Below are 15354 nucleotides of genomic sequence, written 5' to 3'. Positions count from 1 at the left end.
GCATAAGGCGGGGGACGCTACATGGATCGGTGGCCTATGCCACCATGGGTGGGTCAAAATTGTTGGCCAGAGGTGGGTCAGATTAATTGGCCATTAACAATGGCACGTTATCAGGACATTACCGCCCAGACGGGCATGAAGATCTATTTTGCCGATCCACACAGCCCATGGCAGCGTGGTAGCAACGAAAACACCAACGGCCTGCTACGCCAGTACCTGCCAAAAGGAACAGACTTGTCCACGGTCAGTCAGGAGCGCCTTGATGAGATTGCCAACTTGCTGAATACTCGACCACGCCAGACGTTAGGCTGGAAATTTCCGGTTGAAGTGCTTGTTGAGTACCTTCAGCTGTCGGCGAGCAATAATCTTGAATCCATTAACTGAGTGTTGCACTTGGATCCTGAGACCGCCAATCCTTATATTTGTTTGTTAAGGCCGATATGCCACAATTGACTGAGATGGAAGCTCTGTTCCCGGGTCCCGGGCGATCAGCAGCCAAACAGTAAAAATTGGAATTTTCCACGTCGGCGGTATCTCATAATCGGTAAAAGAAGCTCGATGACAGTCTTAATGAAGCGCAAAATTTCCTTGGTGTGCCCTTTCTATAACGAAGAACAGGGCGTGCGGGTGTTCTTCAATAGAATCAATGAAGCGCTAGCGCCATTGACCGAACGATACGAAGTTGAGGTTATTGCCATTAACGATGGCAGCCTTGATCAGACCTATGAAGAGCTGATCAAGGCCAAGGCAGATAATGATTACTTGACGATTGTCGACTTGTCGCGCAACTTCGGTAAGGAAGCAGCCATTTCTGCAGGCTTGGATTATGCAACCGGCGATGCGATCATTCCCATTGACTCCGATCTCCAGCATCCTCCAGAAGTCGTTCTGGAACTCATTGAAAAATGGGAAGAGGGTGCTGAAGTGGTTCTGGCTAAGCGAGTTGACCGTGAAACAGACCGGCTTGTTCAAAAGTTTACAGCCAACTACTTCTACAAGCTGCACAACCGTATTTCGAATATTGACATTCCGGCCGACGTAGGTGACTTTCGGTTGATGGATCGCAAGGTAGTCGAGGCACTGAAAAACCTGCCGGAAAATAGCCGCTTTATGAAGGGACTGTTCGCTTGGGTGGGTTTTCGCACCACAACAGTAGACTATAAAGTGGCGCCCCGTGAGCATGGCGCTACCAGTTTTAATACTTGGAAATTGTGGAACTTCGCGATCGAAGGTATAACCAGCTTCAGCACTGCGCCTCTTAGAGTGTGGACTTACCTCGGTTGTGCGGTATCGGTGGCGGCATTCGTCTATGCTGCTTATCTGTTTATCACGGCACTTTTCTTTGGTGTAGATACTCCTGGCTACAGTTCTATCATGATCACTGTGCTTTTCGCCAGCGGCGTGCAACTGATCGGTATCGGCGTGTTGGGTGAGTACGTTGGTAGGATTTTTGCTGAATCAAAGAAACGTCCGGTATACATCGTACGTGAAGTGATCAAGTAGTCAGCATGATAATTTTCACGAGACATCATCAATTTATACGCTTTGGCTTGGTTGGTGTGGTGAATACGGCGGTACATGCCGCAATTGCCATTGCCAATTACCAGAGTTTTTGTCGTGCTTATGTGAGTGGAGGTTATACGCTGCAAGCCATTGGAGAGCATTTTGGTCTGCACTATTCGCGCATAAGCAGAATCGTCGGCAGGGCAAAAGGCAAGAGCTGACCTCGGGATTTCCCTGAGCAAAGCGTTAGGGCTGATCGTAGTGTCCACCAATAGCGAAGATATAAATGGACTTGTCGTCGAACCGATATATCAAACGATCTTTCTGTGAGATCCGCTTTGACCATAAGCCAGAGAGGTTGTGCTTTAGCGGTTCAGGCTTTCCAAGCCCGGAAGAAGGATCGTCCGATCGCAGCATTTCCTTGTGCAATTTGCACAAGCCCTTGTGCAATCGTTTGTCCTTTTCACGCATAACCTCATACGCTTCCCTGGTGTTACCCTCAAATACCAGTGATCTCATCCATTTGCTCGTCAGTCGGTTGATAGCCATCTCCACGGGAGTGGCTTTCAAGAGAAGCCGAAATCTGCTGCATAAGTTCCTTGCTTTGAAGGACGTGGAGGGTTTCCTGTTCCCGCTCCCAGTCGTCGGCGCTTATCACCACGAAAGCCTCTCCGGCTCGTCGTGTCACCTTGAGCGGCTCATGCCTGCTAATCACCTGCTCTACAACGCTTTTCAGGTTGTCTCTGAATTTGTTTACACTCATTGTGTCCATATCGGCACCTTTATGTACTGTGTTCCCGTACGATTTTGTGTCAACAGACCTGACAAGGCCAAGCTCGGCGACAGCTCCTTCGTTCTGGCTTCGCCTTCACTGTAAAGCAGCGCGTGTTGGCGGCGTTATAGCGCAATTGAAGTACAGCAAGATTCGGGTCGGCAGTAGTCGTTCGTCCTCCTAATATAGCCCCTGTTCGGGCATGTGCCCTTATACAGTGGGCAGAGCCAGGAGGAATGATTGATGACTATACTTGCTAACAAAGTTGCTATCGTTACTGGCGCCAGCACCGGTATTGGCTACGCAGCTGCGAAGCTTTTTGCAAAAGAAGGTGCTGCCGTCGTGGTGGCTGCAAGGCGACAAAAGGAGCTTGATGACCTTGCGGACTCAATCAATGCGGAAGGCGGTCAGGCACTGGCACTAGCGGGCGACGTTGGGGATGAGGCTTTTGCCAAAGCGTTGGTAGATAAGGCGGTAAGTCACTTTGGCGGATTGGATATCGCTTTCAATAATGCGGCTATCCTGGGTGCTATGGGCCCTGTCCCGGAGATGTCGCAAGCGGACTGGAATCAGGTTATTGCGACCAACTTGACCAGCGCATTTTTGGGCGCAAAGTACCAGTTGCCCGCCATGGCTGTCCGAAATGGAGGTTCGCTAATTTTTACCTCTACCTTTGTTGGTTACACCGCAGGCATGCCTGGCATGGCTGCCTACGCAGCCAGTAAGGCGGGTCTTATTGGGTTGACTCAAGTGCTGGCGTCAGAGCATGGACCTCAGAATATCCGGGTCAATGCCCTTCTGCCCGGTGGTACTGATACGCCAGCGGGGCGTGAATTTGCCAATACGCCGGAAGCATTGGCGTTTGTGCACAGTCTGCATGCTCTCAAGCGTATGGCGACACCCGATGAAATTGCTCAATCCGCATTGTACTTGGCATCCGATGCTTCCAGTTTCACAACTGGTTCTGCGATGCTGGTAGATGGTGGTGTATCCATAAATCGTGTCTGAGAGGCCGCGCCATGTCAGACTATGACCGAATCGCAAGCGCTATGGCCTATTTGGTTGATCGGGCAATTGATCAGCCCAGCCTTGAAGAGATAGCCGCCCATGTGCATCTGAGCCCCTATCACTTTCAAAGGCTGTTTTGTCGGTGGGCGGGTACTACGCCGAAGCGCTTTTTACAGGTCCTGACATTGGAACGGGGCAAAGTGTTGCTGGAGAATTCTCGTTCCATGCTCGAAGTCTCACATGAACTTGGGTTAAGCGGCAGTTCAAGGTTGCACGATCACTTTGTGCAGCTGGAAGCAGTCACACCCGGCGAGTATAAAAGTCGAGGTAAGCAGGTTCATATCGAGTACGGTGTACACGCTACCCCGCTGGGACCAATGTTTGTTGCGGTTACCCAGCGTGGTGTGTGCCGGGCAGAGTTCATGGACTTCAACAGCATGGACGAGTTGCTGGATAACTTGCATAACGCCTGGCCTCTCAGCTCGATCAGGGAGAGCCTCCCCTCTACGCGCCATGTTATTGATGCATTTTTTAGCAGTGATGCTGCCTCCAGGCATGGTCCGCTATCGCTGCATGTGGCAGGAACCAATTTTCAAATCGCTGTGTGGCGAGCTCTACTGAAAATACCAACGGGCGCTGTGGCCAGCTATGCCGACGTAGCCAAATCACTCGGCGCCCCCAGATCTGCAAGGGCGGTTGGTAACGCCATTGGAACAAATCCAGTTGCTTTACTGATTCCCTGCCACCGGGTTATACAGCAGAGTGGCGCGCTGGGGGGATACCGCTGGGGGCCAACCAAGAAGCTTATGGTGCAAACCTGGGAAAAAATGCGTGATGAGCCGGTTGAGCTATAACAATGCCATGCAACCAACGCTCGTAGCTCGCGCGGCTGATGGCGAGCGTTTGAGCATAAGACCTGCCCCCTAAAGCGTTGGTAACAGCAAAACGGCCCGGATGACTGCTGCCTGGGCCTTTTGCAGGCAGGCTACAGCGCGCTATCCACAAGCGCCTTCAGCTCTTCTTTCGACAAAAAGTCGGTGTCAATCTTGATGGACTCTCCGGCAGCATCAAAGGCAAAGAGAAATGACAGCTCTTCACCAATACTGAAATATACCGTCAGTTTGTCACCTTCCCACTTGCCCACGTCATGTTGCTTTACAAACACGTCATTAAAAGAGCTCAACATATCAGCGCTGCAGCCCTCACCGGGTGCCTCTGTAAACAGCGCCGCAAAAAACACGCTGGGCTCGCATCCATAACTCGCGTCTTTGTCATCTTCAATATCTGAAAAGGCCAGGTATCTTTCACCCTTCTCCGGGCCATAGCGAAGTACCAGCATAGTCTCATCTCCGTCACCCAATACTGCAATCACATGGGCATTGACGGGAACTGAAAAGACGTGGCCGCTATAATGCAAGTCAGTTTTTGCAGGAGTGGCAAGGGCCTTGCAGCTTATTACCGCAAATGACAAGAACAGCACAAAAAATACTTTCTTCATCTTAGACTCCAGCCAGTGCCATAACTATTTTAGATTTATACCGGACACCCACTACGGCCCTGCAGGAATTATATATATTGTCATCGCCTTGCATTATTCGTTTGCCAATCCCTGCCAGCTGTTTCAATGCATACTTGATATTAACCCTCCCAAAAGCCGGCCTTGGTACCAGATCCATGGAATCTGAGCAGACATTTGCTTGCTCAAGAGCTTCATAGGTTGCAAGCACCGCAGCCTCATTAACCCCCTCTGGCGTTGTGGTTCCAGCCCCCCAAAAAAAATTAATGACTGCCGTTGCATACTGCCTATCGTTAAAATCCATTTTTAATCCTTGCTCATGATTCAAACGTGATCACTTGAAAGCTACAACATCCAGGTTATCGCTGAAAAACTGTCAGTGCCGCCCAGGCTTTATGGCCAAGCCGCAAGATATCAAAAAACCGCAGGCGACAGGGTCGTTTGTGATCAAACTGCGATGCAGTTCACAGTTTTTCAATGAGCATCTGAAAAAACGAAATGAGGGTCAAAACGAAACGAGGATCAGGTCTTGTTTTTGCCTGTCTCAAAAGCGTGATGCATATGCTCTGAGCAAACGGCAAAACCTGACCTGACCCTCTAAAGGTTAGCTCTGTGGTTTGATCAGGTACTTCTCGCCGGTAGCCAGTTTGCCGTAGGCCGCGATGGCATCCAGTTGCAAGGCACCAGCCAGGGATACTTCGTGGGTGTAGTGACTGGCGAAGGTGGTTTTGATTTCAGCGGCTACGCGTTTGCGCATGGCGATGTTGGTTTCCTGGCCCAGTTTTCCTAATGCATTGAACAACAGAAAACCGTTCACACCCCAGGCAAAACCAAAGGTGCGGTTCAGTGTGATGGGGCCGCGATCAAGGCCGCCATAGATATACACCTGTTTGTAGATATCCGATCCATACACGCTGTATTCAGTGATGTTGCGAGAGACGGCGGCTTCCATGCAGGTGAGAATATCGCTGGCCAGGCGACCGCCACCGATAGGGTCGAAGGCGATGGTAGCGCCGGTGTCGATCAATGCCTGGGTCAGGTCTGCCATAAAGCTGTCGCTACTGGAGTTGACCACGTATTTAGCACCCATGTCGCGCAGCAGTGCTTCCTGTTCCGGCTTGCGGACGATATTGACCAGGTCGATGCCATCGGCGATGCAGATGCGGTTGAGCATTTGTCCGAGGTTGGAGGCGGCGGCAGCGTGAACAATAGCCTTGTGACCTTCAGCGCGCATGGTTTCTACCATGGCCAATGCCGTCAGCGGATTAACAAAGCTGGAAGCGCCTTCGACTGCCGTGGTACCCGGCTCGAGTTCCAGACAGCTTTGTACATTGGCGCAAAGGTATTTGCGGTAGCTACCACCGCCAATGAAGGCAACGGTTTTGCCCATCAGGCTTTGCGCAGCGGCGGATGAGCCCGCAGCGACGACGGTACCGGCGCCTTCATTGCCTACGGGTATCGGCTTGCCAATCCGCTTCTTAACGGCGCCCATGAACTTGGCCGGGACATCGGCACTGATGACCGGGCGATCGGGGCTACCGGACTGCTTGGCCGTTGTCATATCGGCCGCGCTGAACATCACGCCCAGGTCAGACGGGTTGATAGGCGCGGCTTCGACGCGGATGACGATCTGGTTTTCGCCCGGCTGCGGGATCTCGATCTCGTTCAGGGCCAGTTTCAGTGTGTTGTTTTCGCTGATGGTCGAGGTAAGTTCGATGTTGGTATCTGACACTTTTTTCTCCAGCAATAATTGAGGGGTCTGGTACTGCGCTAACCGATGTTACCGCATAAGGTGCGGGGCAAGCCTTGGTGTCAGGTCTTTTTTTGCCTGTCTCAATAGCGGTACACATGTGCTTTGAGCAAAAGGCGAGACCTGACCCCGGCCCACGACCCCGGCCCATGCCGTTAGCGGCGGAAGAAAAACTCAAAATACTGTCCGGTATCTGTTGACCACTACAAAGGCAGTCGGCACTTTTACATGTGACACAGTGGCTCCCTGTTAGCTGGGTCTGTTGGGCCTCATTCAGCTACTCGTTCCCTTGCATCTCGGGTTGATCCTGAATATTGGTGTCCGTGGCCGTTAGCCATGCGAGCGTTTCCCGCCAAATAGATTTCTCGAAACGAGGCTTGAAGAAGCCTGCGTGTCCAACTGCGCCGGGTTGAAGAGTTGAGACATCCACATGTCGGCGGGTGACTCGCGCATTCGGGAAATTAGTCAATATATGTTCGATGTTGGTATAGGGGGCCATATCATCGTCGCTGAAACTCATTGAAAGCAAGGGCTGCTCAAGCGCCTTATAGCCACTCAGGTCGAGTCCAAAGCGAGGGTCAAACATGTAGTCGCGACAGCGCATCCACCTTGCCCATTGTTTGACAGCAGAGGCGGGAATATCCATGCCACCCAATCCTAGTTGCCGCGAAGGAAATCGATCTCGGAAGGCTGAAAACAAAGGCAACAGAATTCGGGAAACCGCTAGCATACGAGCGTTAAGCGGAAAAGGCCAACGGCGCCAGTATGGTGCGGATACGGCTACATGAACAATCCGGCTGAGGTCCCGTGAAGATCGGGCCAGGCCTACCAATTGGCCGCCTATACTGTGCCCTATCAAGTAAATAGGGTGGTTCTCTGAAACGTTTCGACAACGCTGTGTTGCGAACCTAATGACGGCTTCAATATCCTGTTTACCCCAATCTTCAAGGCGGATGTCGTACGTCTCTGATTTTGATAGGGAGCGGCCCGACCCTCGATAGTCAAATGTGAGGCAGTCGAAACCCTGTGAAGTCAGAAAATCCGCGAAGTCAGCATAGAAAGACTGGGTAGCTGCCAAGGCTGGGGCGATAATGATCGTCCCTCGAGGCACACTCGCTCGATAGAGAGTCGCTGCGATTGGATATCCATCCTCGCACACCAGGTGTTGTACAACTGGTTTATCAGCGATTTCCTTGTCCATAGGTGCCTCTAGTTTTCCGAATGAAAAGAATATGCAGTCGATCGCTACGGCCTTCACCTGGAGAGAGTCTTGGCTTTTCAACCGCATTTAGAATACGACATACCAAGGGTACCTCGCATACTATTGGTATGTAAGGTAATATTAGGCCCATAATTTATGGAAGATCAACCATGGAAAAACAGAGCAGGCGCCAGGCGTACGCAGAAGAAACCCGGGAGGCTATTCTAGAAACGAGTCATAGACTTTTTAGCCGGCAGCTCTTCAGTGGCACAACCCTTGAGGCGATAGCGGTGCAGTCGAGAGTAACCAAGGGCGCTGTGTACCACCATTTCAAAGACAAGCGAGCTGTTTTCAGTGCTTGTTTAGAGCGTCAGGCGAAACAAGTGTCTGAGGTAATGGCCGCTGTCCCCCTGCAGGATGACGTTTGGGCTTATGCATTCGCCCAGTGTCGAGCCTTTCTGGATTTTATAGTCGCCCACGGCAAGCACACGATTTCCCTGCAGCAAGCGATTTCCATACTTGGATGGGATGCGTGGCGTGCGATCGATTCTCATTACACTCTGGGGCATATCGAACGGGTAGTGGCGAGCCTGCAGGACAATGGACGTATGAAGCTTTACTCGCGAGAGTTAGTGGTGAATATGATTTATGGCCTGCTCGTCAATGCTGCCATGAATCTAAGCAGTCTGCCGAACGTTCATCAGGCCAACCAAGACTTGGACGAGATGGTGCAGGATATGCTGAACGGTCTCAGGATATAGGCTTGAAATTGACCTATGGAGGTTTTCATAGCTTGACCGAGAGTGTTTTCCCGCTGCACCTGAAAAGCAATAGGTCACGGCCGGGGCGCCGCCCACCGGACGTCTCTATCGGGCCGCCGGTTATTTCAGCATTAAACATCACGAGGACAAAACTGATGTCTGCGCAACATTTTTTGAACGAAGTACAGATTGTGTGTGATCCAGAATCAGTATTTGAGTATGTCACTAATCCAAATAGATGGCATGAATGGTATCCGTCATCACAGCCTTCTAATAAAGAATATAGAGCTAGTGAAGTTGGACAGACATTCGAAATAGTCACTGTGCAAAAACCGATAAAATTACTTCCTTTTACGATTAAAAAAGCGCTCACTTACACAGTTTATAAATCGGAGTATGCCAAGATCTGGGAAGTTACTGCCACTTCGAGTCTCGTGGACTCAACAACTAGTTATACGCTTACGCCAATAGCTAATGGTACATCATTCAAACGAGAATTCAGGTATGTGACTAAGTCATGGCTAAAGATAATAGAGCCCATATTTTTGCGAAAAAGTATTATTGCTCAAGCGCGTGTGGGGCTCAATAATCTGAAGGCTAGAGTCGAGTCAGAAAATGCTTAACCAACAAAGGGAGGCTATTGAATGTTCGCGGGCTGCTGCTTTGGGCGTTACTTCAATCATCGGTAAACGCGTCACGGTGAAATTCTGCTGCCTCGTTGACGGCTTTTACGCCGCATTCGTACAAGGTTGGTATGTCGCCTCCGGCCAGTACCTCCAGAACAGTGCGTGTCCCCTTGGCAAGTGAGGTCAGGTTATAACCGCCTTCCAGCACCAGGGCGAGCTTGCCACCGCAGTGCTGGTCGGCAATTTGCTGAACAATACCCGTGATCGCAGCGAATCCGTCGTAGCTCAGGTTGAGTGCCAGGTCATTGCGGTGGGGATCGAAGCCGGCAGACACCAACACCAAGTCCGGTTTGAAGCGTTCGGCAGCGGGAATCAATATCTCCCGGAAGGCTTTTTCAAAGGCGATATCGCCGGAGTTTTCCGGAATGGGAACATTCACGGTATAGCCTTCGCCGAAACCGGCGCCCACTTCATCGAGGTCACCGGAACCCGGATAAAAAGGCGCTGCGCCATGGATGTCGAAAAACAGTACATCGGGGTCGGCCCAGAAGATTTCCTGCGTGCCGTTGCCATGGTGGGCATCCCAGTCAATGATCAGGATGCGTTCGCAGCCCAGCTTTGCCTGCGCGTGGGCCGCTGCTACCGCAACATTATTGAACAGGCAAAAGCCCCGGGCACGCACGGGCTCGGCATGATGGCCCGGTGGCCGGACCAGGGCGAATGCGCTTTGCGCTTCGCCTTTGACCACACATTCAACGGCTGCAATCGCCTGCCCAGCGGCGGCGGTGGCCGCTTTGATGCTGCCCTCCGACACGGCTGTGGTGTCGCGGTCGAGCCAGGCCGCTTTGCCATCAAGGGAAAAGATATCGTCCAGATAGCCGCTGGTGTGAACGCGGCCTAATTGCTCGTAGGTGGCACTGGGCCCGGCCCGGAAACTGGTGCCGGGGACGGGCTCTTTCTCGAGCAAATCCAGGATGGCTGTCAGTCGTCCGGGGTGTTCCGGGTAACTCCATTTGAAGTCCAGTGTGCCGAGAAGGTTCCTGACACGCTTTTCCACCCGGCTGGGAATAAAGGGAAGATCCACTTTGGGATCATGCTGCAGCATGACTTCGTCATAAAATATGGTTACCGTGCGATCACCTATCACGCTGTCTCCGCTTCATTACCCGGTTATTGTCTGTTCGCTAGTTCCGCCTTCACTGTCTGGGTAAAGGCGGCGGCGCGAACGCCCGTGGGCTTGAATCCCAGTTTAGACCAAACGGCGTCGGCTTCCTTGTTGGTAACTGAATACTCCAGAATAAGCTCCTGAACGTCTCGGCTTTCCGCAAAGGCGATCAGGTCCTGGAGCAGGGCACTGAAAATACCCAGTTTCCGGCAATCCGGTTCGACCCAGATATCGTCAATGATGCCTGACTTGAATTCGATGTCTCCGGCTTGTTCCCAGATTCCCGGGCTGCGCCAGACTGCGAGATAGCCCATCCCTGCGAGACGCTGATCCGGTAGCTCTGCTACCAGGATTCGCGCGTTCGCGTCATTCATGGTGCGACGCAGCGACTCTGCGAGTCGTTTCTGTTCCTTGTCTTTGAGTACGTGGTCGACGCCACCGGCGACATGCAGTGCCAGTTTGGCCAGAAAATCGATGAGTACCGGAATATCCGCCTCTCGGGCTTCTCGAACCACGAATGCGGCGGCATTGGTTTTGTTGGTGCTCATTGCTGAAGACGCCTTTTTGTCGGCACCAGGGGGCGATTGGATTTCTGTGGTGCTATAACAGGGACATTGTTGGGGGTTGGTTGGTTCCGGGGCTGACAGCCCTCCACCGGGCGTCCTTTTCTCTGCTTGCTGAAAAGGGCGCCGCTGAACAAAAGTGGTAGATGCCCATGTCCTGCTCAGGTTTTCAAGGCTGGGCTCGTCGGCGTGCTTCCAGCTCGGCGATGGCAGCCCATTCCATCAGCTGGAGACGTGCACCGACGCCTTCTTGATGACGCGCGAGGAGCGCAGTCCAGACCTCGGCAGGCAGCACCGGCATGTCCCAGGAATTGCGCCAGGACCCGACAGAGCCGACAAGTTCGGCGATTTGCTCGGCAGTCAACGAGGGCTGCCGGCCTGCAGCGTAGCGAACCTCGGCGACCTCATCTGCCAGCAGGTCGGGAATGAGCTCGGCCGGGGTGCCGTGGTTGAACGCGGCCAGCTCACGCAGCTCGGGCGACTTCGCCTTGGCCAGGCCATGAAAGTAGGCCTCGCCCTGCAGCCCCGCCAGAGTGGCGGCTTCACTCGCCACGTCCTCGTGCTTGTACCAGCGAGCGACCGCAGGCTTGAGCTGATCGGCGTCGGCATGGGCCTGGAAGAGCAGGGTCAGCGCCACGTCCTCGATGTAGCCGTGCCTGGCGACGAGCGCGTCGAGGGCGGCTTTCGGCAGGTCACCGCGGTCCAACAGCTGATCCGCCAGATCGGTGTGCCTGGGCAGCCCCAGTCGCAGCGCTTCGTGCATCAGTGCCCCCACCACATCCGGGTCCAGGGAGTCATTGTCGGCGAGGTCAGCCAAGGCCTGCGCGCGCTCGTTTTCGGGGGCCTTCAGGCTGAGCGCCAGCACCTGTCGCTGGCGCTCGGGCGACAGACCGCGATTGAGGCCGAGCCCGATGGGCGCGCTGCCTGTCTTGTCCGAGTGCGTCAGCATCCAGTCGGCGACTTCGGGTGCGACCAGACGCACCAGGCTACGCTCATCCACATCGCCCTGCTCCAACAGTTCGATGCGCGCCGCCTGTTGAGCGCCGTCCAGCGCAAGGAAGGCGTATGTGCGTGCAATGCCGTCCATCTTCGGCATCGACAGCAAACGATCAATCAGCTGCACGCGCTGCTCGGTGTCCATGCGCGCTGGTTGCGCGCCCAGCGCCTGACGCCACAGCGATTCGGCCAGATAGATATGGCCCATCCGATCCATGCGCGGCAGTAAGGCTTCGATTTCGTCGATGCTGAGGCTGGCCTTGGCCAGGGCATTGACGAGCGGCTGATCGGCAGACTCGATCAGCGGCGCCAGCGCCGTGGGTTCAAGTGCCAGCACGTTGAAGCCCTTGGTCAGCATGGTGCTGCGCACGGCGGGCTCGGCATCCTCGGCCAGCAAACGGATCAGCGCGACCGGAGGATCCGTGCGCATGGCCAGTGCTGCACGCACTTCCGCGTCGGGGCTGCGGGCGATGCGTTCGAGTGTGGCTTCGTCGGTGCTATGGGCGGCAGCCAGTCGCTGCGCCACGCCGGGCTGCAGGTTCTCGCCCGCGTGCGCCTGGGCGATTTCCGGATAGATCTGGGTCAGCCACTCCAGTACGATCGGATCACCGCCGGGGGCCAGCGCTTCAGCGGCGACCGGGCTCAGCACTTCGCGTGCAGCCATCAACTGGTCGACCAAGGGATCCTTGCCGATCAGGGTAAGCAGACTGGCGTCGTCGGCCTCGAAATCGATCGCTGCATCCAGCCACTGCGGCAGTTTCGGAGGAGCCTCGGTGTCGCGCAGCAGGGGGAGGCCTTGGTGCATCGCAAGGCGCAGGGCATCCGCGTCAACGGCCAAACAGTACGCCGTCTGGCCCTTGTAGACGGCCTCGAGGAAGCCGGGCGAGCTGAAGAACTCCGGTCGCAGGCGACGCAGACCATTCTCATGCCGCAATTTGTGCGCGGGCGACATTGCTTCCGCCCCGTGGTAGCGATCATCCAGCTGGAAACCCAGCTCACCCACCTGGAAGTTCGCATACTTGCCGGAGACGATCAGGCCAGCGGCGTTCACCTCGCCGTCGATCTCGAAGGTGAAATCGTTGTAGACCGTCGCGATCACACCCTCGACCTCCAGGTTGCCCTGTACGTAGAGTGAGGCAAAGCTGTAGAGGTGCTGCGCCTGCATGTTGCCCAGCACCGCGACGATGCCGTAGGGCAGATTATCGTCGTCGTAGACACCATAGACCCGCAGATCGCCCCGCACCAGCAGCGGCCCCGTGGACTTGAAGTGCCCGGGCACGTGCAGATCGCCCTCGTGCACCAGGAAATCTCTGTCCGCCAAATCGTAGAGGACGTTGTAGCCGCTCAATAGCCTGGAGATGCCAGCCCGCTCCTCGGCGGTGGCCGGGCGGACGCCGGGAAAGTCATTGGGCGAAATCCAGGGCATCGCGCTGGCGACGCTCGAAACACTCACAAGGGCAGACATAAGCAAAGCACTCCATACTCGCATTAGCAGTACACTCCATATACGCATTGATAGATTCCACTGGGCGGACGCCCGCTCATCAGGCGATTCGAGGACGGGAAAGGAGGAAAGAAAGCATGAAAGGGGAACGGCCAGAAGCTCACAAGTAACGGGAGTGAAGTGTCTGGGGTTCACGTTTCAAGCCGACCAACATCCGCGCTGGCGCATTCAGTGGTTATTCAGTTCTTCCCTGGATGGCAATCGCACCTGATAAACAATAGAGAGGTCAGAAATACAGTCTCGACACTCAAAGTAACGGAGAATGACTCTTCTCCCCTCTGGAAGCCACTCTGTCGTCATTGTCCGCATGAAGGCAGTATTCATCGTCGTTAACTCTTCATCACAGTACTTGGCTCTGAAGGCACCGTATAGCGAGACGTAGGCACGTTCCATGCCATCCGTTGTCTCCTCGCCAGTCAATTTCAGCATTACTTGTGTCAGACCATTGTCTTTGAAGAAGAATGAAGCCACGAACGTGTTGCCCGCTATTTCTACGTCTGGGACTGCAAGCAACTCCTTCGCACCGCCATACAGTGAACCTTGGATGCCTGGCGGTTGCGCACCAGGGAAAAGCTGTTGAATCTGAACGGGAGTCATCCCCAGCTCACTGCCTTGCCACAGCAAGTGAGCATTTGCCGGCAGAGCAGCAAGCCAAAGGGCAACAGATACTGTGAAACGTGCAATTCGCATATTTTTCTTCTGACATAAAACGGCCTGCGCGCAGGCCACCACGGGGTAAATGGCGATGTATTGATGAGCCCCAGGCACGTTATTTCGCACACAACTATGGGGTAGAGGTTTGCGTCAACATCCGGGTGTCTTGAGCGAGAGTGAGATTATGTCCGACCGAAAATAGATTCAACGTGGTCTGCCCGTAACTGTGACCAATGTCTCATTATTAATTTTGTCGTGGTCGCGCGTACATGCGAAATGCGAGGGGAGCGGCAGCTTCGAACGTAAATACTTGGGAGCAGCTGACCAGGCGCCAGCTCCGTATCAGCCGGAAGTCTTAGTGCTGAACGGAGGGTGCGCGCCCAGCCGAACTGATATTGCTTGGCCAAGAGCGCTTTATTTCTTGCGCCCGGGAAAGAACATATTGGTGCTCTGTTGATACGCCTTGTACTCGGGGCGTTTTTTAACCGAGTAATACTCCGCAGGAACCGCGCCAGTGTAATACACCAGCGTCACATACATGATTCTTGAAGCAAACAACAAACCTGCTCCGAGCAAGACCCATATCGCCAATGCCTCGCTGTCATACAGCGCTATCCAGGAAGGGATGGCAGCAATGACCAAAGCATTCCATACCATCCATTCGGCGAAGTAGTTTGGATGACGGCTGTACTTCCACAGCCCTGCGTTGCATACCTTGTTGGTCTCTCCAGCCGCTTTCATCTTCTTGATAAAGGCATGTTTTTGACGATCAGCAAGGGATTCCATGGCGAACGCCAGAAACCACAACGCCAGACCGATCACTTCAAAAACGGAAATACTGCTGTGCGGGTTGGACGCGATGATCAGTGCAGGCAGGGCGAGAAAGGACATGTTCGCCATCCCCTGGGAGATGACTTCAACCTGCTTGACCAAGGGCGCATTGCTTTTGCCGTTCTTTTCCCAGCGGCGCCGTTGGTATTCATAGCGTGGAAGCTCGGTTTTCAACTCGCCGGACAACCACATCCTCAAGGCGTCCACCCCCATCCTTCCACCAGCGAACAGATAGGCAATGCTGACCAGGGTGACCCGCATCGCATCGCCCTCTCCGTAAAAGTAAACCACTACACCAATCACCACCAAACCCCAGGGCCAGCCTATATCGACATAGGACATACGCCCTGTCAGCCAGGCCGGAAGGCACACCACCAGGGCAAACAGGATGCATTGCAGCGCCGCGTTGATCAGACTGGTCTCATGCAAGCTGTCAGACAGGAGCAATACCAGTAAACCCAAGGCTAATGGGATAAGCGAGGAAAAGTATTTCATGGGGAAACC

At 54.0% G+C, this 15354-nt stretch carries 17 protein-coding genes and 1 pseudogene; 7 read left to right on the top strand and 11 right to left on the bottom strand.

The features are described from left to right. Positions 1 to 99: 99 nt before the first annotated feature. The 3 genes and pseudogenes from BLU07_RS10545 to BLU07_RS17760 all read left to right on the top strand — a co-directional run. Positions 100 to 384: pseudogene (locus tag BLU07_RS10545) on the top strand (IS30 family transposase); the annotation flags it as partial. A gap of 174 nt (positions 385 to 558) precedes the next feature. Continuing rightward, entirely contained in the window at positions 559 to 1503 is a 945-nt protein-coding gene (locus tag BLU07_RS10540; RefSeq protein WP_092386720.1) for a glycosyltransferase family 2 protein, read from the top strand. A gap of 5 nt (positions 1504 to 1508) precedes the next feature. Continuing rightward, positions 1509 to 1724 carry a hypothetical protein gene (locus tag BLU07_RS17760; RefSeq protein WP_092386718.1) on the top strand — a complete coding sequence of 72 codons (216 nt, stop codon included), beginning with the start codon at positions 1509 to 1511 and terminating at the stop codon, positions 1722 to 1724. A gap of 25 nt (positions 1725 to 1749) precedes the next feature. Here BLU07_RS17760 and BLU07_RS10530 read toward each other — a convergent pair whose 3' ends face one another. Both BLU07_RS10530 and BLU07_RS10525 read right to left on the bottom strand, forming a co-directional pair. Next, entirely contained in the window at positions 1750 to 2022 is a 273-nt protein-coding gene (locus BLU07_RS10530; RefSeq protein WP_092386716.1) for a Txe/YoeB family addiction module toxin, read from the bottom strand. Continuing rightward, on the bottom strand, positions 2003 to 2275 hold the full coding sequence (locus BLU07_RS10525; protein WP_092386714.1) for a type II toxin-antitoxin system Phd/YefM family antitoxin: 273 nt from the start codon (positions 2273 to 2275) through the stop codon (positions 2003 to 2005). Before BLU07_RS10525 ends, BLU07_RS10530 begins: the two co-directional genes overlap by 20 nt. A 243-nt stretch (positions 2276 to 2518) precedes the next feature. On the opposite strand from BLU07_RS10525, the gene BLU07_RS10520 reads away from it, so the two are divergent. Together BLU07_RS10520 and BLU07_RS10515 are read left to right on the top strand one after the other, a co-directional pair. Next, positions 2519 to 3283, top strand: a complete 765-nt coding sequence (locus BLU07_RS10520) for an SDR family oxidoreductase (RefSeq protein WP_092386712.1) — start codon at positions 2519 to 2521, stop codon at positions 3281 to 3283. A gap of 11 nt (positions 3284 to 3294) precedes the next feature. After that, positions 3295 to 4137, top strand: a complete 843-nt coding sequence (locus BLU07_RS10515; RefSeq protein WP_092386710.1) for a bifunctional transcriptional activator/DNA repair enzyme AdaA — start codon at positions 3295 to 3297, stop codon at positions 4135 to 4137. 131 nt (positions 4138 to 4268) lie between these two features. Here the strand turns inward: BLU07_RS10515 and BLU07_RS10510 are convergent, their stop codons facing one another. The 4 genes from BLU07_RS10510 to BLU07_RS10490 form a co-directional block, all read right to left on the bottom strand. Further along, positions 4269 to 4781: a hypothetical protein gene (locus tag BLU07_RS10510; RefSeq protein ID WP_092386708.1), complete on the bottom strand. Its 513-nt coding sequence runs from the start codon at positions 4779 to 4781 to the stop codon at positions 4269 to 4271. A 1-nt stretch (position 4782) separates the two neighbouring features. Continuing rightward, complete coding sequence (locus tag BLU07_RS10505) at positions 4783 to 5103, bottom strand: hypothetical protein (protein ID WP_092386706.1); 321 nt, start codon at positions 5101 to 5103, stop codon at positions 4783 to 4785. A 300-nt stretch (positions 5104 to 5403) separates the two neighbouring features. After that, positions 5404 to 6531: a zinc-binding dehydrogenase gene (locus tag BLU07_RS10495; RefSeq protein WP_092386702.1), complete on the bottom strand. Its 1128-nt coding sequence runs from the start codon at positions 6529 to 6531 to the stop codon at positions 5404 to 5406. Positions 6532 to 6826: 295 nt separating this feature from the next. Then, positions 6827 to 7750 carry an alpha/beta hydrolase family protein gene (locus BLU07_RS10490; protein WP_157719180.1) on the bottom strand — a complete coding sequence of 308 codons (924 nt, stop codon included), beginning with the start codon at positions 7748 to 7750 and terminating at the stop codon, positions 6827 to 6829. Between the two features lie 170 nt (positions 7751 to 7920). Between BLU07_RS10490 and BLU07_RS10485 the strand changes: the two genes are divergently transcribed. Continuing rightward, positions 7921 to 8511: a TetR/AcrR family transcriptional regulator gene (locus BLU07_RS10485; RefSeq protein ID WP_092386698.1), complete on the top strand. Its 591-nt coding sequence runs from the start codon at positions 7921 to 7923 to the stop codon at positions 8509 to 8511. Between the two features lie 155 nt (positions 8512 to 8666). Further along, the gene (locus BLU07_RS17580) at positions 8667 to 9134 is read left to right on the top strand and encodes an SRPBCC family protein (RefSeq protein ID WP_157719179.1); all 468 of its coding nucleotides are present in this window, start codon (positions 8667 to 8669) and stop codon (positions 9132 to 9134) included. Positions 9135 to 9186: 52 nt separating this feature from the next. Here BLU07_RS17580 and BLU07_RS10475 read toward each other — a convergent pair whose 3' ends face one another. The 5 genes from BLU07_RS10475 to BLU07_RS10455 all read right to left on the bottom strand — a co-directional run bounded on the left by BLU07_RS10475 (position 9187) and on the right by BLU07_RS10455 (position 15345). Next, positions 9187 to 10284, bottom strand: a complete 1098-nt coding sequence (locus BLU07_RS10475; RefSeq protein WP_197674995.1) for a histone deacetylase family protein — start codon at positions 10282 to 10284, stop codon at positions 9187 to 9189. A gap of 23 nt (positions 10285 to 10307) precedes the next feature. Further along, positions 10308 to 10850, bottom strand: coding sequence for a GNAT family N-acetyltransferase (locus tag BLU07_RS10470; protein WP_092386696.1), 543 nt, complete (start codon positions 10848 to 10850; stop codon positions 10308 to 10310). 184 nt (positions 10851 to 11034) lie between these two features. Beyond that, positions 11035 to 13326 (bottom strand): hypothetical protein, encoded by a 2292-nt coding sequence (locus tag BLU07_RS10465; protein ID WP_092386694.1) that lies wholly within the window; start codon positions 13324 to 13326, stop codon positions 11035 to 11037. 207 nt (positions 13327 to 13533) lie between these two features. Beyond that, positions 13534 to 14055: a hypothetical protein gene (locus BLU07_RS10460; protein WP_157719178.1), complete on the bottom strand. Its 522-nt coding sequence runs from the start codon at positions 14053 to 14055 to the stop codon at positions 13534 to 13536. A gap of 378 nt (positions 14056 to 14433) precedes the next feature. Then, positions 14434 to 15345, bottom strand: coding sequence for a DUF1295 domain-containing protein (locus BLU07_RS10455; RefSeq protein ID WP_092386690.1), 912 nt, complete (start codon positions 15343 to 15345; stop codon positions 14434 to 14436). Positions 15346 to 15354: the final 9 nt, after the last annotated feature.

Source organism: Halopseudomonas salegens, assembly GCF_900105655.1.
GTDB classification, from domain to species: domain Bacteria; phylum Pseudomonadota; class Gammaproteobacteria; order Pseudomonadales; family Pseudomonadaceae; genus Halopseudomonas; species Halopseudomonas salegens.
The sequence above is the reverse complement of the archived record's forward strand: the minus strand, read 5'-3'. Positions and strand labels throughout refer to the sequence as shown.

Excerpts from the sequence above, each read along its gene's own strand:
- BLU07_RS10540 (WP_092386720.1), top strand. The coding sequence starts at position 559 with ATGACAGTCTTAATGAAGCGCAAAATTTCCTTGGTGTGCCCTTTCTAT.
- BLU07_RS17760 (WP_092386718.1), top strand. The coding sequence starts at position 1,509 with ATGATAATTTTCACGAGACATCATCAATTTATACGCTTTGGCTTGGTT.
- BLU07_RS10530 (WP_092386716.1), bottom strand. The coding sequence starts at position 2,022 with ATGAGATCACTGGTATTTGAGGGTAACACCAGGGAAGCGTATGAGGTT.
- BLU07_RS10525 (WP_092386714.1), bottom strand. The coding sequence starts at position 2,275 with ATGGACACAATGAGTGTAAACAAATTCAGAGACAACCTGAAAAGCGTT.
- BLU07_RS10520 (WP_092386712.1), top strand. The coding sequence starts at position 2,519 with ATGACTATACTTGCTAACAAAGTTGCTATCGTTACTGGCGCCAGCACC.
- BLU07_RS10515 (WP_092386710.1), top strand. The coding sequence starts at position 3,295 with ATGTCAGACTATGACCGAATCGCAAGCGCTATGGCCTATTTGGTTGAT.
- BLU07_RS10510 (WP_092386708.1), bottom strand. The coding sequence starts at position 4,781 with ATGAAGAAAGTATTTTTTGTGCTGTTCTTGTCATTTGCGGTAATAAGC.
- BLU07_RS10505 (WP_092386706.1), bottom strand. The coding sequence starts at position 5,103 with ATGGATTTTAACGATAGGCAGTATGCAACGGCAGTCATTAATTTTTTT.
- BLU07_RS10490 (WP_157719180.1), bottom strand. The coding sequence starts at position 7,750 with ATGGACAAGGAAATCGCTGATAAACCAGTTGTACAACACCTGGTGTGC.
- BLU07_RS10485 (WP_092386698.1), top strand. The coding sequence starts at position 7,921 with ATGGAAAAACAGAGCAGGCGCCAGGCGTACGCAGAAGAAACCCGGGAG.
- BLU07_RS17580 (WP_157719179.1), top strand. The coding sequence starts at position 8,667 with ATGTCTGCGCAACATTTTTTGAACGAAGTACAGATTGTGTGTGATCCA.
- BLU07_RS10470 (WP_092386696.1), bottom strand. The coding sequence starts at position 10,850 with ATGAGCACCAACAAAACCAATGCCGCCGCATTCGTGGTTCGAGAAGCC.
- BLU07_RS10465 (WP_092386694.1), bottom strand. The coding sequence starts at position 13,326 with ATGTCTGCCCTTGTGAGTGTTTCGAGCGTCGCCAGCGCGATGCCCTGG.
- BLU07_RS10460 (WP_157719178.1), bottom strand. The coding sequence starts at position 14,055 with ATGCGAATTGCACGTTTCACAGTATCTGTTGCCCTTTGGCTTGCTGCT.
- BLU07_RS10455 (WP_092386690.1), bottom strand. The coding sequence starts at position 15,345 with ATGAAATACTTTTCCTCGCTTATCCCATTAGCCTTGGGTTTACTGGTA.